The organism is Cupriavidus sp. (assembly GCF_057315035.1).
The window spans coordinates 567,564-586,648 of record NZ_DBHKYV010000002.1; the positions used below are offsets into that span (position 1 = coordinate 567,564).

General features: G+C 60.6%; 17 protein-coding genes and 1 pseudogene. 7 read left to right on the top strand and 11 right to left on the bottom strand.

Features of this window, described 5'->3' with window-relative positions:
- Positions 1-863: 863 nt before the first annotated feature.
- The gene (locus ACO550_RS06180; RefSeq protein WP_315594967.1) at positions 864-2,804 is read left to right on the top strand and encodes a putative Ig domain-containing protein; all 1,941 of its coding nucleotides are present in this window, start codon (positions 864-866) and stop codon (positions 2,802-2,804) included.
- 164 nt (positions 2,805-2,968) lie between these two features.
- On the top strand, positions 2,969-3,976 hold the full coding sequence (locus ACO550_RS06185; protein WP_315594968.1) for an ABC transporter substrate-binding protein: 1,008 nt from the start codon (positions 2,969-2,971) through the stop codon (positions 3,974-3,976).
- A gap of 238 nt (positions 3,977-4,214) precedes the next feature.
- On the opposite strand, the gene ACO550_RS06190 is transcribed toward ACO550_RS06185, so the two are convergent.
- From ACO550_RS06190 to ACO550_RS06215, 6 genes are all read right to left on the bottom strand, one after another.
- Entirely contained in the window at positions 4,215-5,015 is an 801-nt protein-coding gene (locus tag ACO550_RS06190; protein WP_315594969.1) for a metallophosphoesterase, read from the bottom strand.
- A gap of 125 nt (positions 5,016-5,140) precedes the next feature.
- The gene (locus tag ACO550_RS06195; RefSeq protein WP_315594970.1) at positions 5,141-5,845 is read right to left on the bottom strand and encodes an HD-GYP domain-containing protein; all 705 of its coding nucleotides are present in this window, start codon (positions 5,843-5,845) and stop codon (positions 5,141-5,143) included.
- A 714-nt stretch (positions 5,846-6,559) separates the two neighbouring features.
- Positions 6,560-8,782, bottom strand: a complete 2,223-nt coding sequence (locus tag ACO550_RS06200; RefSeq protein WP_315595052.1) for a heavy metal translocating P-type ATPase — start codon at positions 8,780-8,782, stop codon at positions 6,560-6,562.
- A 290-nt stretch (positions 8,783-9,072) separates the two neighbouring features.
- Entirely contained in the window at positions 9,073-9,303 is a 231-nt protein-coding gene (locus tag ACO550_RS06205) for a DUF2933 domain-containing protein (protein WP_315594971.1), read from the bottom strand.
- A gap of 57 nt (positions 9,304-9,360) precedes the next feature.
- The gene (locus tag ACO550_RS06210) at positions 9,361-9,846 is read right to left on the bottom strand and encodes a hypothetical protein (protein WP_315594972.1); all 486 of its coding nucleotides are present in this window, start codon (positions 9,844-9,846) and stop codon (positions 9,361-9,363) included.
- Between the two features lie 47 nt (positions 9,847-9,893).
- Positions 9,894-10,160: a cation transporter gene (locus ACO550_RS06215; RefSeq protein WP_315594973.1), complete on the bottom strand. Its 267-nt coding sequence runs from the start codon at positions 10,158-10,160 to the stop codon at positions 9,894-9,896.
- Positions 10,161-10,481: 321 nt separating this feature from the next.
- Here ACO550_RS06215 and ACO550_RS06220 point away from each other — a divergent pair, with 321 nt between their 5' ends.
- A complete protein-coding gene (locus ACO550_RS06220) occupies positions 10,482-10,703 on the top strand; it encodes a DUF5676 family membrane protein (RefSeq protein WP_315594974.1) in 222 nt (73 codons plus the stop codon).
- A 580-nt stretch (positions 10,704-11,283) separates the two neighbouring features.
- Here ACO550_RS06220 and ACO550_RS06225 read toward each other — a convergent pair.
- Entirely contained in the window at positions 11,284-11,448 is a 165-nt protein-coding gene (locus ACO550_RS06225) for a hypothetical protein (protein WP_315594975.1), read from the bottom strand.
- 23 nt (positions 11,449-11,471) lie between these two features.
- Positions 11,472-13,019 (bottom strand): CYTH and CHAD domain-containing protein, encoded by a 1,548-nt coding sequence (locus tag ACO550_RS06230; RefSeq protein ID WP_315594976.1) that lies wholly within the window; start codon positions 13,017-13,019, stop codon positions 11,472-11,474.
- A gap of 485 nt (positions 13,020-13,504) precedes the next feature.
- Between ACO550_RS06230 and ACO550_RS06235 the strand changes: the two genes are divergently transcribed.
- Together ACO550_RS06235 and ACO550_RS06240 are read left to right on the top strand one after the other, a co-directional pair.
- Complete coding sequence (locus tag ACO550_RS06235; RefSeq protein WP_315594977.1) at positions 13,505-13,675, top strand: hypothetical protein; 171 nt, start codon at positions 13,505-13,507, stop codon at positions 13,673-13,675.
- 62 nt (positions 13,676-13,737) lie between these two features.
- Positions 13,738-14,052, top strand: coding sequence for a DUF4148 domain-containing protein (locus ACO550_RS06240; RefSeq protein WP_315594978.1), 315 nt, complete (start codon positions 13,738-13,740; stop codon positions 14,050-14,052).
- Between the two features lie 128 nt (positions 14,053-14,180).
- On the opposite strand, the pseudogene ACO550_RS06245 reads toward ACO550_RS06240, so the two are convergent.
- Both ACO550_RS06245 and ACO550_RS06250 read right to left on the bottom strand, forming a co-directional pair.
- Positions 14,181-14,568, bottom strand: a pseudogene (locus ACO550_RS06245) (epoxide hydrolase); the annotation flags it as partial.
- A 26-nt stretch (positions 14,569-14,594) separates the two neighbouring features.
- Positions 14,595-15,935 (bottom strand): MFS transporter, encoded by a 1,341-nt coding sequence (locus ACO550_RS06250; protein WP_315594979.1) that lies wholly within the window; start codon positions 15,933-15,935, stop codon positions 14,595-14,597.
- Positions 15,936-16,023: 88 nt separating this feature from the next.
- Here ACO550_RS06250 and ACO550_RS06255 point away from each other — a divergent pair, with 88 nt between their 5' ends.
- Together ACO550_RS06255 and ACO550_RS06260 are read left to right on the top strand one after the other, a co-directional pair.
- Positions 16,024-17,022, top strand: coding sequence for an asparaginase domain-containing protein (locus ACO550_RS06255; protein WP_315594980.1), 999 nt, complete (start codon positions 16,024-16,026; stop codon positions 17,020-17,022).
- A gap of 106 nt (positions 17,023-17,128) precedes the next feature.
- Positions 17,129-17,764 carry an FCD domain-containing protein gene (locus tag ACO550_RS06260; protein WP_315594981.1) on the top strand — a complete coding sequence of 212 codons (636 nt, stop codon included), beginning with the start codon at positions 17,129-17,131 and terminating at the stop codon, positions 17,762-17,764.
- Between the two features lie 207 nt (positions 17,765-17,971).
- Here ACO550_RS06260 and ACO550_RS06265 read toward each other — a convergent pair whose 3' ends face one another.
- A complete protein-coding gene (locus tag ACO550_RS06265; RefSeq protein ID WP_315594982.1) occupies positions 17,972-18,997 on the bottom strand; it encodes a methionine synthase in 1,026 nt (341 codons plus the stop codon).
- Positions 18,998-19,085 lie beyond the last annotated feature (88 nt).

Here is a 19,085-nt window from a genome sequence, read left to right on the forward strand (position 1 = left end):
GCCTTAAAAGCGATCCATTTGACAATGATCAAAGGAGGACGCACGGGCAGGTCCGCAGTGCTCAGCCGGTTGAATATGCTCGGCAACGGCGGAATTTCGGAATTGAGAGGAAATTTGACGGATTCTGCCGCGACCACACAGCCGACGAAGAAAAATCGGCGCCCAAGGTATGGTGGGCACCGATGCTGGAAATGTCGAAACGGGGGTAATTTTCCACGTCCGCGCTAGGGGTCAATGGACAGCGGGCGCTTAGCGCTTAGCGCGCCGTGACGCGAGCGACCTTGAGCGCTGCACTCCAAGGCTCAGCGGCTTCTGTCATAAGAGTTGTCCCCATCGAATGGTGATAAAGCTGTGGAAAATTCGCGTCGTCCCCTTTCTGGTCGCAGTTTCCGGGCGCTGCCAGAAAATTAGGCAGCTCCCACAGAGAATCTGCATTGTTCTTCCAAGGGGCCGGAAATGTCACACCGATTTGCGGCGGCCTGGCATTACAGGTTGCCTAGTGAAGGCGAGCAGCACGCGATTCTCATCCGAAAAATGCGACTCAGGGAAGTACCGCGTCATGAGCATATCCATGTACTTCGCGCCCGGGTAGATGTTGGGTTCTGTTTCCCCGATGTCGCCCTCATCCAGCCATCGGCTGGCGCACTGCAAGTGGTCGAGGCAAGCCGGGGTTGGCGCAGCTCTCTTTGCTTGACGTCCGATGCATCGCCTGTTGCTGACGCAATTTCTGGTCTTTCAGGTAATGCACTGCATTCAGCGCGTATTGGCGCCCACCAATGGTCCGCATCCCGTTCATTTTTCCTCCCTGCGTTGAATGGTCGTGATCTATGCTAATCACGCTGAAGAAGCGGCCGGAGTTCGAAATGGTGAAACTGCGCTGCCTGGCAACTCTGCTCATGCCTCTGGCAATCGTCTTGGCAGGCTGTGGTAATGGCAGCAGCGATAGTGGGGGCAGTACGACCAACGTTGTGACGGCACCAGCTGGTCTGGTCGAGCGCGACGAATCGCCGATTTACGCAGTAGGTGTGCCCATCGTCGCTGACACCGTGAGTAACAGCGGGGGCGCCATTGCGCAATGCACGGTCTCTCCACCATTACCGCCAGGCCTGAACCTCAATCCCCAGGATTGTACGATCAGCGGCACGCCTACTGGCAGCACTCACGCGACGGTCTACACGATCACCGCGAGCAACGCTGCGGGCAGTACAACCACCCGAGTCGAAATCGAAGTCAAGGACGTTCCGATCGCGCCAGATGGCCTTGACTACTTGGATCGATCGATCATTTATCCGATCAATGCCTCGATTACGCCTAATACGCCGATCAGCACAGGTGGCGAGATCACACAGTACAGCGTGTCGCCGGCTTTGCCAGCGGGCCTGGTCTTTGACTCTCAGACAGGCGTCATCACTGGCATCCCCACGGCAGTGACCGCATCGGCGGTCTATACGGTGACGGGCGCCAACAGTGTGGACAGTGTCCAAGCCCTGCTGACTATCGAAGTGGCTGCGGTGGCCGTGCCGCCGATGGGCCTCGTCTATGTGGATCCGCTACCCGAATACATTGTTGGCGTGCCGATCACGTACAACGAGCCCGCCTACTCCGGCGGCGAAGTCACCAAGTTTTCGGTATCCCCTGCACTGCCGGCAGGATTGAGCCTTAACACACAGAGCGGAGTCATCAGCGGCACTCCCACTGCGGAACTGACCCAGACAACGTTCTTCGTTACTGCCAGCAATAGTGCTGGCAGCGTCGTCGCACCGATCACCCTGGCGGTGGCCGCAGCCCAGGTCGGTGGGTGGCAACCTGCCGACGCTATGAATCAAGGGCGCTTCCGGCATACGGCCACGCTATTGGCCGACGGTCGAGTCCTGGTGGCGGCTGGCAACAGAAAGCAGGCGGTGTCGTCTGCGGAGTTGTTTGACCCGACCACGAACGGTTGGACACGAACCGGCAGCGTTGCGCGGAGCCGGCAAGCGCACTCCGCCACGCTATTGCCCGACGGGCGAGTCCTGGTAGCGGGAGGATTCGGCACCGGTGGCGGGAACGCGCTGTCCTCTGCGGAACTGTTTGACCCGGTCGCTGGTAGCTGGTCACAGACCGGCAGCCTGGGCCAGCAGCGTGACAGCCACACCGCAACGCTGTTGCGCGATGGTCGCGTGCTGGTGGCAGGCGGCGAGGGTCAGGGAGGCAGTTCGGGCGCATTAGTGTCGGCCGAACTCTACGATCCAGCCACGGGCACCTGGTCACCGACCGGCAATCTTGGCCAGGCGCGTAAGCAACAGACCGCCACGTTGCTGCCCGATGGCAGGGTCCTGGTAGCCGGCGGCGAAGATGCCGGCGGCGGCGCACTGGCCTCGGCCGAACTCTATGACCCCGCCACGGGTACTTGGTCGCCCACTGGCAGCATGAGCCAGGCCCGCAACGCCTATGCCGCCGCTCAACTCATTGACGGCAGGGTGCTCGCGGTCGGTGGATTCGATGGCACACAGGCGCTCGCAACCGCTGAACTTTACGATCTAGCGACGGGTACGTGGTCAATGGCAGGCAGCTTGCGACAGGCACGTGACTTCCATACCGCCACACTCCTGGTCAACGGGCGAGTGCTGGTCGCTGGAGGCACCGCTGGCAGCGACTTGTTCGTGAGCGAGGTTTACGACTCCGCGACTGGAAGCTGGTCCCAAGTCGGTAGTCTGGAGCAAATGCGCGAGCAACATACCGCAACCTTGCTGGGGGACGGCAGGGTTCTCGTCGCAGGTGGGATTGGACGGGGGATATTGTCCTACACCGAATTGTTTCATTAGCTTGAAGAGAGCATCGGGTGGCGAGCGCGAGCTTGCTGAACTTCTCTGCATACTCCGGCAGCATCTACTCGCGAAATTCGCCAATGCCCTTGATGAGTTTGCGCATGACTTCCTGCCGATAACGTGGAGCCTGACATCTCATCCAATCTACTGCGGAGGTTCGCATGAAAAGGCGCACGATCCTTGCAGGAGCCACAGCGTTAGCCACCGTGTGGTTTGTCGGCCCGACGCACGCGCAGCCTCGGAAGTCCTTCCGGGTTGGCGTGCTGTTCAACGGGGCGGCCGTCGTTGATGGAAAGCCCAATCCGACACTCGAAGGGCTTCGCCGTGGCATGGCGCAACTGGGGTACGCCGAAGGCGCCGATGTCATGTATGAGGCGCGCTTTGCCGAAGCGGTGCTCGAACGCCTGCCCGAATTTGCGGCAGAACTGGTCGGCAAAGGCGTAGACGTTATCGTCACCTATGGCGGACCTGCCACCAACGCGGCACGAAAGGCGACGACGACGGTTCCGATCGTCGCCTCTATCGTTGCAGATCCGGTGGCCATTGGAGTCGCCGCAACACTGGAAAGGCCTGGCGGCAATATCACCGGGGCGACAAACAATGACCCTGAGCTTGCCTCGCGGCAGTTCGATATCCTCAAGGCGGTCATTCCTGGACTTGAACGCGTGGCCATTCTGAGCGACCCAGACATTCCCGGAGTTGATGCCAATGGCTTGGCACCCATAGAGCGGGCCAACGTTGGCGCCGCGCGTGCGGCTGGTCTGATCCCACAGGTGCTGAAAGTGCGCGGACCAAAGCCCGATTTGGAGGCTGCATTTGATGCCATGAACAGCGATCGCGCCCAGGCGTTGGTCGTGCTCGAAGTCCCCGCGCCACTTGGCGAGCGCAAACGCATTGCGGCATTGGCAACAAAACGTCGGCTGCCGACCATGTTCTGGGGGGGAGCCGAAGACTCGGGCGGGCTGCTCAGTTACGGCACAAGCGTTTCAGCGAACTTTCCGCGCTTGCCGGCCATCATTGATCGGATACTCAAGGGCGCGAAGCCTGCGGACACACCGTTCGAAGTCGTCTCACGCCGGGAACTCGCTATCAACCTCAGAACTGCTCGCGAGCTGGGACTGACGATTCCCCCTGCTTTGCTGAAAAGGGCTGATCGAGTCATCGAGTAAGTGGCCAGTTTGTCGACCGTTTAGACAGTTCGAAAGGGCGGCAATTGAGGCCACAACTAGCCAGCGGACATTCGCCAGCGTAGATCAGAATGACTGGTGTTGTACCCAACACAGTCACTGCGAAATGTTCAAGGTCAGTAGTGAGCCGTGAGGCAGACGCTTGCCGGGCTGTATGAGTACGACCGGGAACGTTGCGAACGGCTGTCCGTTCGCAGTGCGCGAAGCACGACAGAATCCCTTATGCGAACGACATTGGACCGTCGAACTCGTCCACATAGCATAAGTGCGATACGGCATTGCCGCTTGTGTGGTTCCACCGATGCAGCATGAAGGCCGGAGGCTCCATGTAGGACGCGGGTTTTGCATCCGCCTGGAGCCTTAGCGCAATCTGGGTCGTGGTGCTTGGGCACGTCGACACCGGTATCGTACCGAGTCGAGAGTGCATAGCACGGTGAACATGTCCTGCAATGATCCTATCGATATTCCTGTATCTCGACACGAGTTGAGCGAAAGCGTTGACTTCGCGCAATCCGTATCGATCCAGATAGGGAATACCGGTGTCGAATGGCGGGTGATGCATTGCGATGACGATGCGTCTGTCGGCGTTTGCGCCAAGTTCACGACCGAGCCACGCGAGCGTCGGTTGACTTAGCTCTCCGTGATGGAACCCCGGGACAGTGGTATCTACCGCCAGCACCCGAACCGGGCCGACGTCGAAACCATAGTTCAGTTCGCCCGCATCCGGCCACCATGGCTGGCCGCTAAATGCCTCCCGTAGAGATCCGCGGTCGTCATGGTTGCCAGGCATGAGTACATAGGGGTGGATTAGGCCCCCAAGAAGCTCCCTGAGCATGGCATAGGCTTCCGGGGACTCATCGTCTGTCAGGTCGCCCGTGAACAGGACGACGTCAGGCGCTGGCTCCAGGCTGTTGAGCGCTACGACAGCCCTCAAGAACATTGCGTTGGAGTCGACAAGACTCTGGTAAAGCATGCCTTCGGGCCGAACATGCATATCTGAAACCTGTGCGATCGACGTCATGGCTTATCCGATTTCGCAGCGGTGCATAAAGATACCACCCATTCCTTGCCGGGGTCGAAGGCCATGTGCATGCACCAGAGTTGCGCAAGACAGCAGCCAGATCCCGAGGTCACAGATCCAGGATCTTATGGCCGCGGCAATCCGTAGAACCTACCGACTACATCTGCGGGCGCGCCGGAGCGCAATACCTGATCGGCGTATTGTCTGGCTGACCGGACGCGTGCAAATCCATCGACGAAAACCGCAACGAGGTCGGCATCGAAATGCGTGCCACTCCCTTGCTCCAAGATCCCGCATGCCGCCACTTCGGTCATGCCCCGGTGATAGCATCGGTCCTCGGTCATGGCATCGAAGGCATCGGCAATAGCCACCACACGCACAGCCAACGGCAGCTCGCCACCGGCCAGGCCTTGTGGATACCCCATGCCGTCATATCGCTCGTGATGGCAGCGCGCCATCAATGCCGCGAACTGTAGAAGCTCGTCGGTGCTTCCCGCAAGGATGTCCCCGCCGATGCTGGAGTGTCGCTCCATTTCTGTCCGTTCCTGGGGCGTCAGACGGCCGGGCTTCAGGAGGACCGAATCAGCAATCGCCAATTTGCCGACGTCGTGGACCGGCGTGGCAAGACGGATTTTCTCTTGTTCGTGTGGTCCCAATCCTGCCAGTCCGGCCAGGCATTCGGCCACCAGCGCCGTGCGGATGACGTGGGATACGGCGCCGTCGTAGCGCACCGCGCTGGCCGTGGCAAGACTTGCCAACGTGAGTACTGCATTGCTGCTCATATTGCTGCGGGGGCAAAAAAGGATGGCATTTTGCCATTCCCCCGGCATGAGGTCGTAGCGGTCTCGCGAAAGCGGTCGTTTGCCAGGTCGTTCGGGAGTGCGCCGTGAGCTCGGCAAATGCTTAGTCCTACGCGGCGCGAACGTAGAGCCCAAGCGCTGTAAACCTTCTGATGGGTGGCAGCGCTAGTTGCCAACGGAAATGCGACTGCAACGCAAAGTTCACGGCGCTCATCAATATCCGTGATGCTGCTCGCGCGCTGCTTTGAAGATCACACATCTAAGTGCTGCGATGAGCCCATGTGCCCTTCGTGTGAAGTTTTTACGTAGTTGCACTGCAACACGTGATGCTTGCGAGTCTTATATCAGATATTGATATGTTTTAATTCACGTCCGCAGCGGAACAGGCTGCACCAGTTGTGCGCCGCTGCGCAGTGCCGGACCGATGCCCCCGCGTCGCTCCGGTTTTTTTTGGTGCCGATTCAGTGTCTCGCTCGGCCCGCCGGCCCCTGCCCGAAATCAGACAATCGCCTACATCTCCCGTACTGGCCATGAAGCCACCCATGACAGTGAAGACCTTGGCAAGCCATGCCGCTAGTCGGGGCAACGCCGCATACAGAACCTGCGCATCGATCCTATGTAGTGCAGGTCCTCTGGCAGGAGTGCCGGGCGGACGAAGATGACGTACAGGCCCAGACCAAGGTGCCACAGACCGTACGAAACGACGAGCCACTCGTCCAGAGACCCGACGGACAAGCCTTGACATCAATCCACCTTTACCGCCCGCAAACGCAGCGCGTTCGTGATCACGCTCACCGACGAGAGCGCCATCGCTGCCGCGGCGACGACCGGCGAGAGCAGCAGCCCGAAGAATGGGTAGAGCACGCCGGCCGCCAGCGGGATGCCGGCAACGTTGTAGGCAAAGGACAGGAACAGGTTCTGACGGATGTTCCGCATCGTCGCCAGGGAGAGCGTCCTCGCGCGCACGATACCCATCAGATCGCCCTTGAGCAGCGTGATGCCAGCGCTCTCCATCGCGACGTCCGTTCCCGTGCCCATCGCGACGCCCACCGTGGCCTGCGCCAGGGCCGGTGCATCGTTCACACCGTCGCCGGCCATCGCGACGATTCGGCCCTCGGACTGCAAGCGCTTGACGACGGCCGCCTTGTCTTCGGGGAACACCTCCGCCACCACCTCATCGATGCCGAGCTGACGTCCAACGGCCTTCGCCGTGGTCGTGCCGTCACCCGTCAGCATCACCACGCGGACGCCAGCACTCTGCAGGGCCTTCAGCGCCTGGGGCGTCGTCGCCTTGATGGGATCGGCAATGGCCACGAAACCGGCCAATTGTCCGCTCACGCCGACGAAGATGACGGTCGCTGCGCGCTGGCGTTGGGCCTCGGCGGATGCCGCGAGGCTTGAAGTCTCGATGCCCCGCTCCAACAGAAATTTGGCGCTGCCCGAGACAACCTCTAGGCCATCCACCGTGCCGATGACGCCCTTGCCGACGGGCGAATCGAAGTCAGTCACCGGCGATAGAGGAAGTTTGCGTTCCTGGGCGTCCATCACGATGGCCATTGCCAACGGGTGCTCGCTGGCACGCTCGACGCTCGCCAGCTTCTGGAGCACCTCGTCCGCGACGAACCCGCCGGCCGGCTCCACGTGAACCACCTTGGGCCGGCCTTCGGTCAAGGTCCCCGTCTTGTCGACCACCAGCGTGTCGACCTTCTCCATCTTCTCCAGCGCTTCGGCGTCGCGAATGAGAACGCCGTGTTGCGCCCCTTGGCCAACGCCGACCATGATGGACATCGGCGTCGCCAGACCAAGGGCACAGGGGCACGCGATGATGAGAACTGCCACCGCGGTGATGAGCGCGTAGCTGAACGCTGGTGATGGCCCCCAGACCAGCCAGACTGCGAATGTGAGAAGCGCTACTAGGATGACGACTGGCACGAACCAGCCGGCTACCTGGTCGGCCATCCGCTGAATAGGCGCCCGGCTGCGCTGTGCCGCAGCCACCATGTGTACGATTTGCGACAGCAGCGTATCGGCGCCGACCTTTTCTGCACGCATGACGAAGCTGCCGGTCTGGTTCAGCGTGCCGGCCGTCACCTTGGACCCTACCGTCTTGGTGACTGGAATCGGCTCGCCCGTCACCATCGATTCGTCGAGATTGGTCCTGCCCTCCGTCAGTTCGCCGTCGACCGGTACTTTCTCGCCGGGCCGCACGCGCAGCAAGTCTCCGACTTGGATGGCTTCGACCTCGACGATCGCGTCGCTGCCGTCGGCATTGACCTTCGCGGCCGTCTTGGGTGCGAGTCCAAGCAGGGCCTTGATGGCCCCGGAGGTCTTCTCGCGCGCCCTGAGCTCTAGCACCTGCCCCAGAAGTACCAAGACCGTGATGACGGCGGCGGCTTCGAAGTACACCGCAACGGCTCCGTCTTCGCTCCGCAGCGCCGCAGGAAACAGTCTCGGCGCCAGCGTCGCGACGATGCTGTAGAGCCACGCCGCGCCGGTCCCCAGCGCGATGAGGGTGAACATGTTGAGGCTGCGGGTCCTCACGGAGGCGACGGCGCGAGTGAAGAAGGGCCAGCCGGCCCAGAGGACGACCGGTGTTCCGAGCAGCAATTGGACCCAGTTCGACGTTTGCTGCGCAATGAGGTGGTGGATATTGAAAAGGTGCCCGCCCATCTCGAGCGCAAAGACTGGCAGCGTCAGTGCCGTGCCAAGCCAGAATCGGCGCGTCATGTCGCGCAGTTCGGGGCTCTCCCCCGTCTCTGCCGTAGCCAGTACCGGCTCCAGCGCCATGCCGCAGACGGGGCAGTTGCCAGGTCCCATCTGCCGCACCTGCGGATGCATCGGGCACGTGTACTCGACCTGGCTTTGGTCCCCCGCGGGCGCTGGCTTCATCGATGCCGGCGCATGCTCATGGTGCTCGTGATGCCCGTGTTCGTGTCCTGCACCCTGCATCAACGTGCCGTCCGGCATCACATGGCTGCCAAGCGCCGAGCGTTCGGGATGTGCCGTGGAATTATTTGCTGTCGGGTTAGTGCCAGCCACGGAGGTCAGGTGGGCGTGCTCGTGCCCCGCTTGGTCGTGGCGCTCCGAACTCGATGAGGGCATGACGGACTCCTATTCTTGTTCGCAGTTTGGCCTTCCCCAACGCATGGGAAGGTCAAGTGCACTTAATCTTAGCGGGCGCTGATGACAGAGGCGGAAATCCAGACGCCTAGTCCGCCGCCTTGGCTGAGCCGGTCTCGTGGCCATCCCGACGCATCTCAACCCTGCTTGTCTTGCTCGTGGGCCTGCTTGTGACTGTCGTGCCCGCCATGGTGATGACCGAACAGATGCATCAGCGGGCATGCCAGAAGAATGAGGTACGGAATCGCCTGGCCGAAGTGCGTAAGGTGCTCGGTGAGCAGATAGTAGATGCCGACCGCACCCGCCGCGAGCATGAAGATGCCGAGCGGCGAGCGCCAGCGTGATGGAGGGGTAGGGTTCTGGTTCATGGTCTGACCCGGTCTGCAAATCAGTGGCTGTTGACGGAGCTGGCATCCACCCTCGTGTCACTTCGCAGGGGAGGACCGGGTCGTTTCGCGGTCTATCATCATCTGCATCATCATTTCCATCATGTCCATGCGCTTGCTCATGGTTTCTGGGCCCATCCCCATTCCACCACCCGAGCCCATGGTGCCCTTGCCGCCGTGCATCTGGCCCATCAGATGCATGCCCTCTTGCATGGTCTTCATGTGTTCGTTCATCAGGGCTTGGCGCTCCTCCGGCGTCTTGGCAGCCATCATCTTGTCGTGCATCTCCTGCATCGACTTCATCATGGCGTCCATTTGAGCTGCGGACGGGGCACTGGCCGCCTTGGAACTATTCGAAGCTGCCTTTGGGCCAGCCTTCGTCGGTGGCGTCGACGGCGTAGAGGCGGAAGCGTCTGCAGGGTGGTGTGCTGCGTGGTCCTGGTCGGCCGAAGCGGCCGGTGCGGTCTGGGCGAGCGCACTGGTGCTAAGAAGGGCGGCAAGGGTGATTACGGGAAGGGTACGCATGGTCTTTCCGAAGTGAAATGGGTGTTGGACTCGAGCCAGTCAACGCGTCAACTGCAGCAACCGCAGCACCCGCCGCGGCGAGTGGATGGTCCACTTGTCGATGCCGCCTCAGCCGCAACCTGCACGGGGGTGTAGCCCGCTTCGGTGATGACGTTCAGCAGTTCATCGGCCGCAACCCCGTTCGGCTCGATTCTGACAAGGTGTTGTGACAGGTCCACGTCCACCTTCGCCCCGGAGTCGAACGAGTGAACGGCCTTCGTGATTGTGTTGGCGCAGTGGCTGCAGGTCATGTCTTCGACTCGATAGGTGAGCATCGTGAGTTCCTTTCGCTATGGATGGATGCCTCAACTTTGAACCCTCCCCCCGTTGGAAGGTCAACGCTTTTGTAGCGGGCTATTGATGCAAATCAACTGCAGCGCCCGCTTGATGCGAGCTCCCGCTGTACAAGATGAGCATGACTCTGGGAGGCCGCCGAGGGATTGATTCATATCAAGGTGCACACAGGCAAGGCGATTACATTTCTGTCATGGCAGTTGTTGGTTGAAGGAGACTGCGATGAGCATGCTCGGAATCGCCTCTAGAAATCAAAATTCAACACACCCGGCGTTACGCAGGGCATTGCACTCGCGGCCACGGTGGCGTTGTTCTACGCCCTGTGCACTCTCGTCTGGCTCGCCGCACCCGGACCCTTCCTAGGGTTCATGAACAGCCTGTTCCATGGCATGAATTTCTCGTCGCTCCTGCGGCCAGCATCATTCTCCTGGGGCGACTTCATAGAGGCGCTACTGGTTATGTCGGCCTGGACCTTCTTCGCCGGTACCTTCTTTGGGTGGGTGGGCCAACGCCCTGGCGCCTGAGGGAGCCGCTATCAGTGGAAGTGGGCACGATTGAACGCGGTTGGACAGGTACACGGATGGCATCCTGTGGTGCGATCCTAACGCGAGCGATTCCAGATTTAGCTTCGTCGTAGCTTTGATCTGCACCACCGACGTTAAGCCCTGAATTGACGCTGTGATGCGCACGATTCAGCGTTCGGACGTGGCGCAGTAACTGCAGTTAAACTAGCCAATCTCCAGGCACCGGAATTCGCCTAAGGTCGAGCGGAGTGTTGGAGATTTGGGTTTTCCCATATCTAGGAAGAACCGCAGCTTCTCCTTGGACCACCTACGAGAATTGATCCGGTCAGCGCATAGGGATTCTTGCCTACCCTGCCGGCGGCCGATTTGGTCAGACTCGGTGGACGGCCAGACAAAATGGCTTACGTCGATCGGGGAATTAGGTTTCCGGGCGAAAACGCCGGGGCTCTGGGCGTTAGCGAGGGGGATTCTGCCTTGAACGAAGGCGTGACGAGGATGGCGCGATGACAAGCGGTGGGAAATGCGCCAATGGCCGCGACGACGCAGCAGCGCGTCAGAGAGCCAGCTTCAGCGCATGGTCCTAATGGCCTTCCGATGCCGCCTTTCGTGCGTAGAACACCGCGACTTCCTCGATTTCCTGATCGGTCATGGCTCTCGCCATGTTCCGCATCTGCGCCTGGGCGTCATTGGCGCGCGAACCGTTGCGGAATGCCATTAGCTCGGTAGTAAGGTAATCGCGCGGCATGCCTTCGAGCCCAGGTTTAACGCTTACACTGTTTGCGGCCGACCCGTTGCTCGGAACTGTTTCCACAGCCTACGTTGATTGTCGCGATCGCCAGCCACGCGTGCCGCGAGGAAGCCGCGCACGTAGCCAGCACCGGCAGAAGCCTTGCGGTGGTGCTGCTCCAGGTGGGTCAGCAAGTCGTCGGCCACTGCCATGTCGTTGCCCCAGCCGAGATCGTCTTGCAGCTTCGTCAAGACCCGACGATATGGCTTAAGGCTCTTCGCTTCAAACAGCCCGGAGAAGAACTCCGTTGCGTAACGCAGCTTTTTGGCCGCGATCCGTGCGCGGTGGCGATGGTCGACGTCGAGCTTGGCAAGGCCGCGTCCCCGGAGAATGAGCTTCCGATGACGTTTGCGTAGCAAGCGCTTCGCGTGACCTACTGCCGGGGCCTTCAGCAGATTTCTATGCGCTTTGTCGGTGGCATCGCGCCAAGGTGCAGTCGAGAGCCAATGTTCGAGCGCCAACGTCAGGTGCGCATAGCGCTGCGACCTCACGGCGCTGGCGGCGTCCGCCTGGCGCGCCTCTTCGATTGAACTGGCTGCGGTGCGCACTTCCTGGATCGCGTCGCGCTTGTCTTCGCCGACATCGACTTGGTCGAGCGTGGCGTTTGCCAGTACGTGCCAGTCGCGAGCGCGACCGAGTTCATCGGCCATCCATTTCACTTCGTCTTCTAGGTCGGGCGGCAAGGCGGCAATGCCCTCGAATAAGTCCAGTGCGGAGCGAAACCGGCGCAGGCCGACGCGCATCTGGTGAATGCCCTCTGGCGAGTTTCCGGCCGCGACCAATGGCGCGTTGGCGTACACCTGATCCATGCAGTTGCGCATGATCCTGCAGAACGCCTTCTCCACCGTGTCGCGCTTTTTCAGCGTAAGCCGCTTGGCTGTCGTTGCCGACCGTTGTTCATGCATCAGCATGTCGTATCCGCGCTCGCTCTTGCTCTGCAGGCTCAGGCGCAGCGGCATTTTCTCCACGAGCCGCAGCGCGATCTCGCCCAAGCGTTGCGGATCGCCTTGCTTCAACTCAAGTTCCAGCTCCGCGATCGGCTGTTCGTTTTCGGCCGCGCTCACCGTGCCGCGATCCAGTGCCAGTTCGATTTCATCGCCACCGGGCAATTTCAGGGACCACGTCCTGCGCGTCACATTGGTACGGAACATCGGCGCAAGATGGTCAAGACTGTTGTCTTTGAACAGCTTCGATAGTGCCGACGATCTTGGGATAACGCTGCGCAATGCGCCCAGGTCCGGGTGAGGCTGGCTCACCTCAGTTTCGTATTCCTCGCGCTCGAACATCGCGCCGCCTGGATCGCCCCCCGACTTCAGGGTCTGCACGAGCTGGCCACCCGTACGACGAACACGCAGTGCCGCCCCATGATGTCGCAGAAGAAAGTCTGGCGTGTCGAAGTACTCGCTTTCGAGCGCTTGCTCGATGGCAGCGTCGAGATGCAACTCGCTAAGTGCTGTTAGGTCGCATAAGTCAGCGTTAGACCAAGCATCTTGGTCCACTGCGAATTCAAACTTTAGTTCTCTCTCCATATTGGGCTCCCTGGAGGAATAGCTGGCGAATAGCGAACGGACCGGAGCCACTCCATCCTACACGCCGTCGTGCGATTTACATGTTTAGCTCTGCATTTCGGCTACCGAGGCACGCGGAGTCGGCAGAGTGGTACGAATCACGCAAGACCCGTGCCTTGGAACTCCCCGCAAGTTGGACATCAGGCGCCATCGTTGCCGGCAATTTGCAAGGCAGAGGTCCAGAAAAGTAATCAACCCGACTCGGTCGTCACAAAATTGTCATGTATGGCTCCTTCCAATCCATCTCGGTGGCTAGTCTTGATGACCGGCTGGTCGAGGTTCGCGCCGCTAGCCTCAGGCCTTCTAGGCTGATTCCGGACCCTCGGGGTCATTCGGCGATCCGCCATCTACGCCAGTGGTATGCCGCGATGCAGTCGTTCACACGCGATGTCTGCCCCCGATCGCTCCGAATCTCGCAAAGTTACTTGCAAGTAGGAGAGGGAAACGTGTCGGATGTCGGAGGCGACAAAGCCAAGCGTGGCGTGCTGAGCGTGTCGAAGTTCATGGTGACCCATGTCGTCATCATAGGGACCTTGGTACTCGGTGCCATGGCGCTGCAGTTCGTGCACCAGCTCGTCACCTTCTATATCGTCTTCGCATTTCGATACGCGACGTGACAGGCGGGCATGGGCATGACATGGGCTGGATACTTGCATCCTTACCAATACGAGTCATGGACATGAGCCATGTGGTGCTCAGTGTCATCCACACCAAGAGGATTTCCACCATGACACGCCTTCAACTCTCCACGTCCGCTGCCAGCTTGATCGTTTCCGGCCTCGTCGCCAGCTTGGCGGCGGCATTCCCCACCGCCGCGCAGGCGGCAGAAACCCCGCATGCGCTGACGCGCGCCGAAGTCAGGGCAGACCTAGAAACCTGGCAACGTGCCGGGCTGGCCGAATACTTCCGTGGGGATGGTGGGCCGAATTTCACCAGCCCGGAGTTCCAGCGGCGCCTTCAGGCCTACCAGGAGGCACGCGCGCACCTGCAGTAACGGCAGCGCGAGGACGTGGCATAGCACATCTGCCGGCCACCTCCTCGCGGCGGATTGGGCCTTTAGCCGTTCCTGGCAGTGTGCAAGGGCCGGAAACCTGCGCGAAGCTCCACGGAGAAGGCCTTCGGTTATTCCCACGCGGCAAAATGCCCGCCCTTCGGGAGGCGGTTGAAGTGGATGAGTCGGGGATAGGCCCGTTCCGTCCAACTGCGCGGCGCGGCGTAGATCTCATCAGGAAAGACGCTCATCGCCACCGGAATCTTGATGTTCTTGATATCGAAGTACGCCAGCTTGTTCTCCCAATACAGGCGCGCCGATGAGATTGCCGTCCTAGTTAGCCAGTACAGCGTCGCTTCACGCGAAAGGCCCTCGCTCCCGCCGTCGAACACGCGGGCGATCATCGACAGACTTGCGGCATCGTGGTCAAGCATCCAGGCGGCAAGACCGATGGGCGAGTCCTCGATGCCGTAGAGCGTTTGGGGGGCGGTTTGCCATCTCGATCGCATAGCCAAGCCCTGCTCAGCGCAGCAGCGACAAACTGATTACACCTTTGCCGGGGCCATTGAGCCATCGACTGGTGCCGGACCGACACCCGGGCGAACTTGCAGCATGGCGAACACGCCGATCGTCGTCGCTACGGCCGTTGCCACGAACATGGACGAATAGCCATAACGAGCGGACAAGATTCCCGCGAGGGTGGGTGCGAGTACCGAGGCAATGTTGGCCAGGAAGTGCATGATTCCGCTGAAGGTGCCGACTCTCGACGGCGCCGGCGCAGTATCGATGACTACCGCCCAGTACACCGAGTTAGGCAGAGCGTTCAGAGCATTTCCGAGGGTCATCAAGGCAATCACAGCACCTACAGTGTGGACCTGCGATACCAGGATGAAGCAGATCGTGGTCAGCACGAGCGAGCTTGCGGCGAAGTAGCTACGGGCGATCTTGAGGTTGCCCGTGCGCTTGAACAGCCAGTCCGAGATACGGCCACCAAGAAGCACGGTGATGCAGGCGCCGGTCCACGGAATCATGCCGACATACCAAAGCGACGACAGTGTGAAATGGAACTCGTCGCTCAGGTATTTCGGCGTCCACGTCAGAAGCATGAAGTTGACGTAGATGAACGAAAAGTAGCCAATCGAGTTGAAAACCAACGTCCGGCTCTTGAAGAAACTCCACCAGGGATAGGCGCCAGACAGGTCTTCCGTTTTTTGTGCAGGCGGGCGTCCGGCCTGAATCAAGGCCAGCTCAGCGGCGTTGACCTTCGGGTGGTCTTCGGGCTTGTTTGTGTACGCCCACGCGAATAGTGCGATTAGGACGAAGCCCAGCACGCCCAGAATGACATACATGGTGCGCCAGCTATCGGTCAGCATGAGCAGTCCAACAGCAACCGGCGCGGTGAGAAGGGCGCCAAGCGGGGTGCTCAGCAGGCCGATGGACACGGCAAAACCGCGTTCCGACGGGGCAGCCCACGTCGACATGGTCTTGTTGATGATGGAATAGGCAGGACCTTCCGCGAAGCCAAACAGGATACGGATCGTGGCGAAGCCTGCGAGTGCCGAGCCACCCATCACCGCAATGCCCAAATCGCCAGCCCAGATCATTGCAATGGCAAAGACCGACCATGCTACGCCCGCAATGACCCAGACGCGCTTGGCACCCAGCCGGTCCGAGAGCGCGCCGCCGATTAGGGCGCCAAACATATAACCGTAGCCGAAGTACCCGAGCACAGCGCCCCAGCCGGCTTTGTCAAAGCCGTACTCGCCAATGATCTGGGTTGCCGAATAGGCAATGGCGCCGCGATCAATGTAGTTGATGAGGGCAATTAGCACGATGAGGCCGAAGATCGCGAAGCGATATCGAGTGGGCCTACCTGTATCAGTCATAAATGTCTCCTAGGCGGCACATCAAATGTGTGTCGTGAAGCAAGTATATATTATATATAATGTGACGCAACAACATGGAGAACCCTAAATGAACAAGCCGCGTGTCGCCATTGGCTCCCTCGGGGGCACCATCAGCATGACTCCGCCCGACAGAGGGGGTGGGGCGGTACCGACACTTGGGGCAGAACAACTGGCGGCTTCGGTGCCGGGGTTGGCCGAGGTCGCCGAATTGACCGCCGAATCGCTGCTCCAACTGCCCAGCGCATCGCTGACGATGGAGCATCTTGGCCGGTGCCTCGATTGGGCAAACGCGCAAGTGGATGCCGGCGCCGCAGGGGTGGTTTTGACGCAGGGCACCGATACCATTGAGGAAAGCGCGTACTTTTTGGACCTCTACTGGAAACGCGATGAGCCGCTGATTGTCACAGGGGCCATGCGCACCCCTCGCGTTGCGGGCGCCGACGGTCCGGCTAACCTTTTGGCCGCCGTTCGTACGGTGATCGAGCCAAATAGCAGGTCTCGGGGTGTCCTGGTTGTCATGAACGACACCATCCACAGCGCCCGCTGGGTGCGCAAGTCTGATGCACTCTCAGTGGAGACCTTTGCGTCCGGTGACATCGGGGTGCAAGGCCGGGTCGTCGAAGGCGTGCCAAACTACTTTCAGAGGCCACCAAACCGACTGCTTGCCCCAGCAGCGAAGCGACCTTTCCCGAAAATCGCGCTGCTAGCCGCGGCGATGGGTGACGATGGGGACTTAGCGGATGCCGCGGTAGCGGCTGGCTACGAAGGCATCGTAGTGTCCGCATTTGGGGCTGGCCACGTATCGGCCGCATTTGCTGACCGGATCGAGCGGCTGTCCAAACAGGTTCCCGTATTGATCGCCACCCGCACCGGCGGCGGACGCACCGCAACTCACACCTACGGTTTCGCCGGTTCTGAGATTGACCTGGTGCGTCGTGGCGCGTTGCTATGCGAGTGGCTGTCGCCGGTTAAGGCGCGGCTCGTCCTCGGTTCCCTGTTGGCATCCGGTTGTGCACGGGAGGATTTTGCGGAGTGGGTCAGTAGGTGGGGTAAAGTTTGCGTCTGAACCCATTTCATAGACCAACGTGACAACAACGGAAACCACTGAGCCTAAAAGTGGAGTCGCGCAAGCCCGCAAACGGCAGCGCCCGCTCACAGCCTACCAGTTCGCCGTGCAAACGCTCCGCGAGGAGATCCTTCAGGGGCGTCTAAAGGCTGGTGAGCGGTTGCGCCAGGATGAACTGGCGGAGCGAATTGGCGTCAGTACAACGCCTATCCGGGAAGCCCTGCGGACGCTCGTGTCAGAAGGGCTTGCTTCTTTTGATACCCACCGAGGCGCCGTGGTGCGCGGGCTGACGCTCGAAGATGTACGCGAGATATACAAGCTGCGCATGGTCCTTGAGCCGATGCTCGTCGAAAGCGCCATTCTCCAAACGCCGCCTGAGATGCTTCGGCGCGCGGAGGAGTTGCACGCCATGATGTTAGAGACGGTTGACGTTGCAGCGTGGACGGAATTTAACCGGCAGTTCCACGCTGTACTATTTGCATCGCAAGAAGATACGCGGCTCGCCAACTTCGTGAAGACTTTGCGGGACGCTGCGACTCCCTACATTGCGCTTTCGCTTTTCATGCGCCCTGAACACATTGCCGCAAGTAATCTCGACCACGCGGAGATCCTTAATCACTATCGGCAAAAAGACGTCGAGCGGGCGAAGCAACACGAAGTTGAGCATCTGGGCGCTACGCTCAAGATTATCGTTGAGGCGATTGAGACGGCAGACAACGGACGCACCCCGTCCGCGGAATGAACCGGATCGCTCGGGTTCCGCTCCGAAGACGGGCGCGTGCCTCGACACCTGTGCCGCAGACGGTCGCTGACCGACCGACCCATTGCAGCCGCTTGAACCTCGGCGGTCTCTGTCATCTTGGAAAAGCTGGGCGATTCAGTAGGCGTGTATGGTGTCGCGCCACCGACGGCGCGACTAGGATGGCTGGTCGCGATGGGCGGGTGGGCGTCACGCCGCGGTGAGCCGCTCCTTGGCCAGCCTCGTGCCTTCTGCCAGCGCTTCCAGCTTGCGCCACGCCACGTCCCGCGCCATCGGCGCCAGGCCGCAGTTCGTGCACGGGAACAGCCGCTCCTTGGGCACGAACTCCAGCGCCCGGCCGATGGTGTCAGCCACTTCCTCGGGGGTCTCTACCACGTCGCTGGCCACATCGATTACGCCGACCAGTACGTCCTTGCCCGCCAGCAACTTCATCAGGTCGGGTGGCACATGGGAGTGGATGCATTCCAGACTCACCTGGTCGATGCAGCTGCGGGCAAGCGCGGGGAATACCGCCTCGTACTGGCGCCATTCGTCCCCCAGGGTGCTCTTCCAGTCGGTATTGGCCTTGATACCGTAGCCGTAGCAGATGTGCACCGCCGTCGTACAGGTCAAGCCCTGCGCCGCGCGCTCGAGCGCCTGCACGCCCCAGTCAGCGGCGTCCTTCATGTAGACATTGAACGCGGGTTCGTCAAACTGGATAATGTCCACGCCATCGGCCTGCAGCGCGAGCGCTTCCTGGTTGAGCAATTCCGCAAACGCGAAGGCCATCTTGACCTTGTCGCCGTAGAAGCGGTCTGCCACGGTGTCGACAATGGTCATGGGGCCGGGCAGAGTGAACTTCAGCTTCTTCTTCGTGTGCGCGCGCGCCAGCTGCGCTTCGAAAGCATGCACGCGGCCCTTCAAGCGCAGGGCCGAAACCACCTGCGGCACCATCGCGTCGTAGCGGTTGTCGCGGATGCCCATCTTCACCTTGTGCTCGAAGTCGATGCCTTCGACCTGCTCAAGGAAGCCGTGCACGAAGTGCTGGCGCGATTGCTCGCCGTCGCACACGATGTCCAGGCCTGCGTCTTCCTGGGCCTTGATCCACAGCAGGGTCGCGTCGGCCTTGGCCTGGAGCAGCGCATCGCCTTCAGCCCTCCACTGAGGCCAGAGTTTATTGGTTTCAGCCAGCCAGGCTGGCTTCGGCAGGCTGCCGGCGATGGAGGTTTCAAACATCTGAGGATTCCTTTCAAGAAAGATGGGTGTGGCAAACGTACTTCGGGACCGTTTTGCCAGAGCAGCCACGGGATGCGGTGTTTTGTGG

Excerpts from the sequence above, each read along its gene's own strand:
- ACO550_RS06210 (WP_315594972.1), bottom strand. The coding sequence starts at position 9,846 with ATGCGTACCCTTCCCGTAATCACCCTTGCCGCCCTTCTTAGCACCAGT.
- ACO550_RS06215 (WP_315594973.1), bottom strand. The coding sequence starts at position 10,160 with ATGCTCACCTATCGAGTCGAAGACATGACCTGCAGCCACTGCGCCAAC.
- ACO550_RS06185 (WP_315594968.1), top strand. The coding sequence starts at position 2,969 with ATGAAAAGGCGCACGATCCTTGCAGGAGCCACAGCGTTAGCCACCGTG.
- ACO550_RS06240 (WP_315594978.1), top strand. The coding sequence starts at position 13,738 with ATGAGCCATGTGGTGCTCAGTGTCATCCACACCAAGAGGATTTCCACC.
- ACO550_RS06265 (WP_315594982.1), bottom strand. The coding sequence starts at position 18,997 with ATGTTTGAAACCTCCATCGCCGGCAGCCTGCCGAAGCCAGCCTGGCTG.
- ACO550_RS06250 (WP_315594979.1), bottom strand. The coding sequence starts at position 15,935 with ATGACTGATACAGGTAGGCCCACTCGATATCGCTTCGCGATCTTCGGC.
- ACO550_RS06180 (WP_315594967.1), top strand. The coding sequence starts at position 864 with ATGGTGAAACTGCGCTGCCTGGCAACTCTGCTCATGCCTCTGGCAATC.
- ACO550_RS06230 (WP_315594976.1), bottom strand. The coding sequence starts at position 13,019 with ATGGAGAGAGAACTAAAGTTTGAATTCGCAGTGGACCAAGATGCTTGG.
- ACO550_RS06190 (WP_315594969.1), bottom strand. The coding sequence starts at position 5,015 with ATGACGTCGATCGCACAGGTTTCAGATATGCATGTTCGGCCCGAAGGC.
- ACO550_RS06205 (WP_315594971.1), bottom strand. The coding sequence starts at position 9,303 with ATGAACCAGAACCCTACCCCTCCATCACGCTGGCGCTCGCCGCTCGGC.
- ACO550_RS06195 (WP_315594970.1), bottom strand. The coding sequence starts at position 5,845 with ATGCCGGGGGAATGGCAAAATGCCATCCTTTTTTGCCCCCGCAGCAAT.
- ACO550_RS06255 (WP_315594980.1), top strand. The coding sequence starts at position 16,024 with ATGAACAAGCCGCGTGTCGCCATTGGCTCCCTCGGGGGCACCATCAGC.
- ACO550_RS06200 (WP_315595052.1), bottom strand. The coding sequence starts at position 8,782 with ATGCCGGACGGCACGTTGATGCAGGGTGCAGGACACGAACACGGGCAT.
- ACO550_RS06225 (WP_315594975.1), bottom strand. The coding sequence starts at position 11,448 with ATGCCGCGCGATTACCTTACTACCGAGCTAATGGCATTCCGCAACGGT.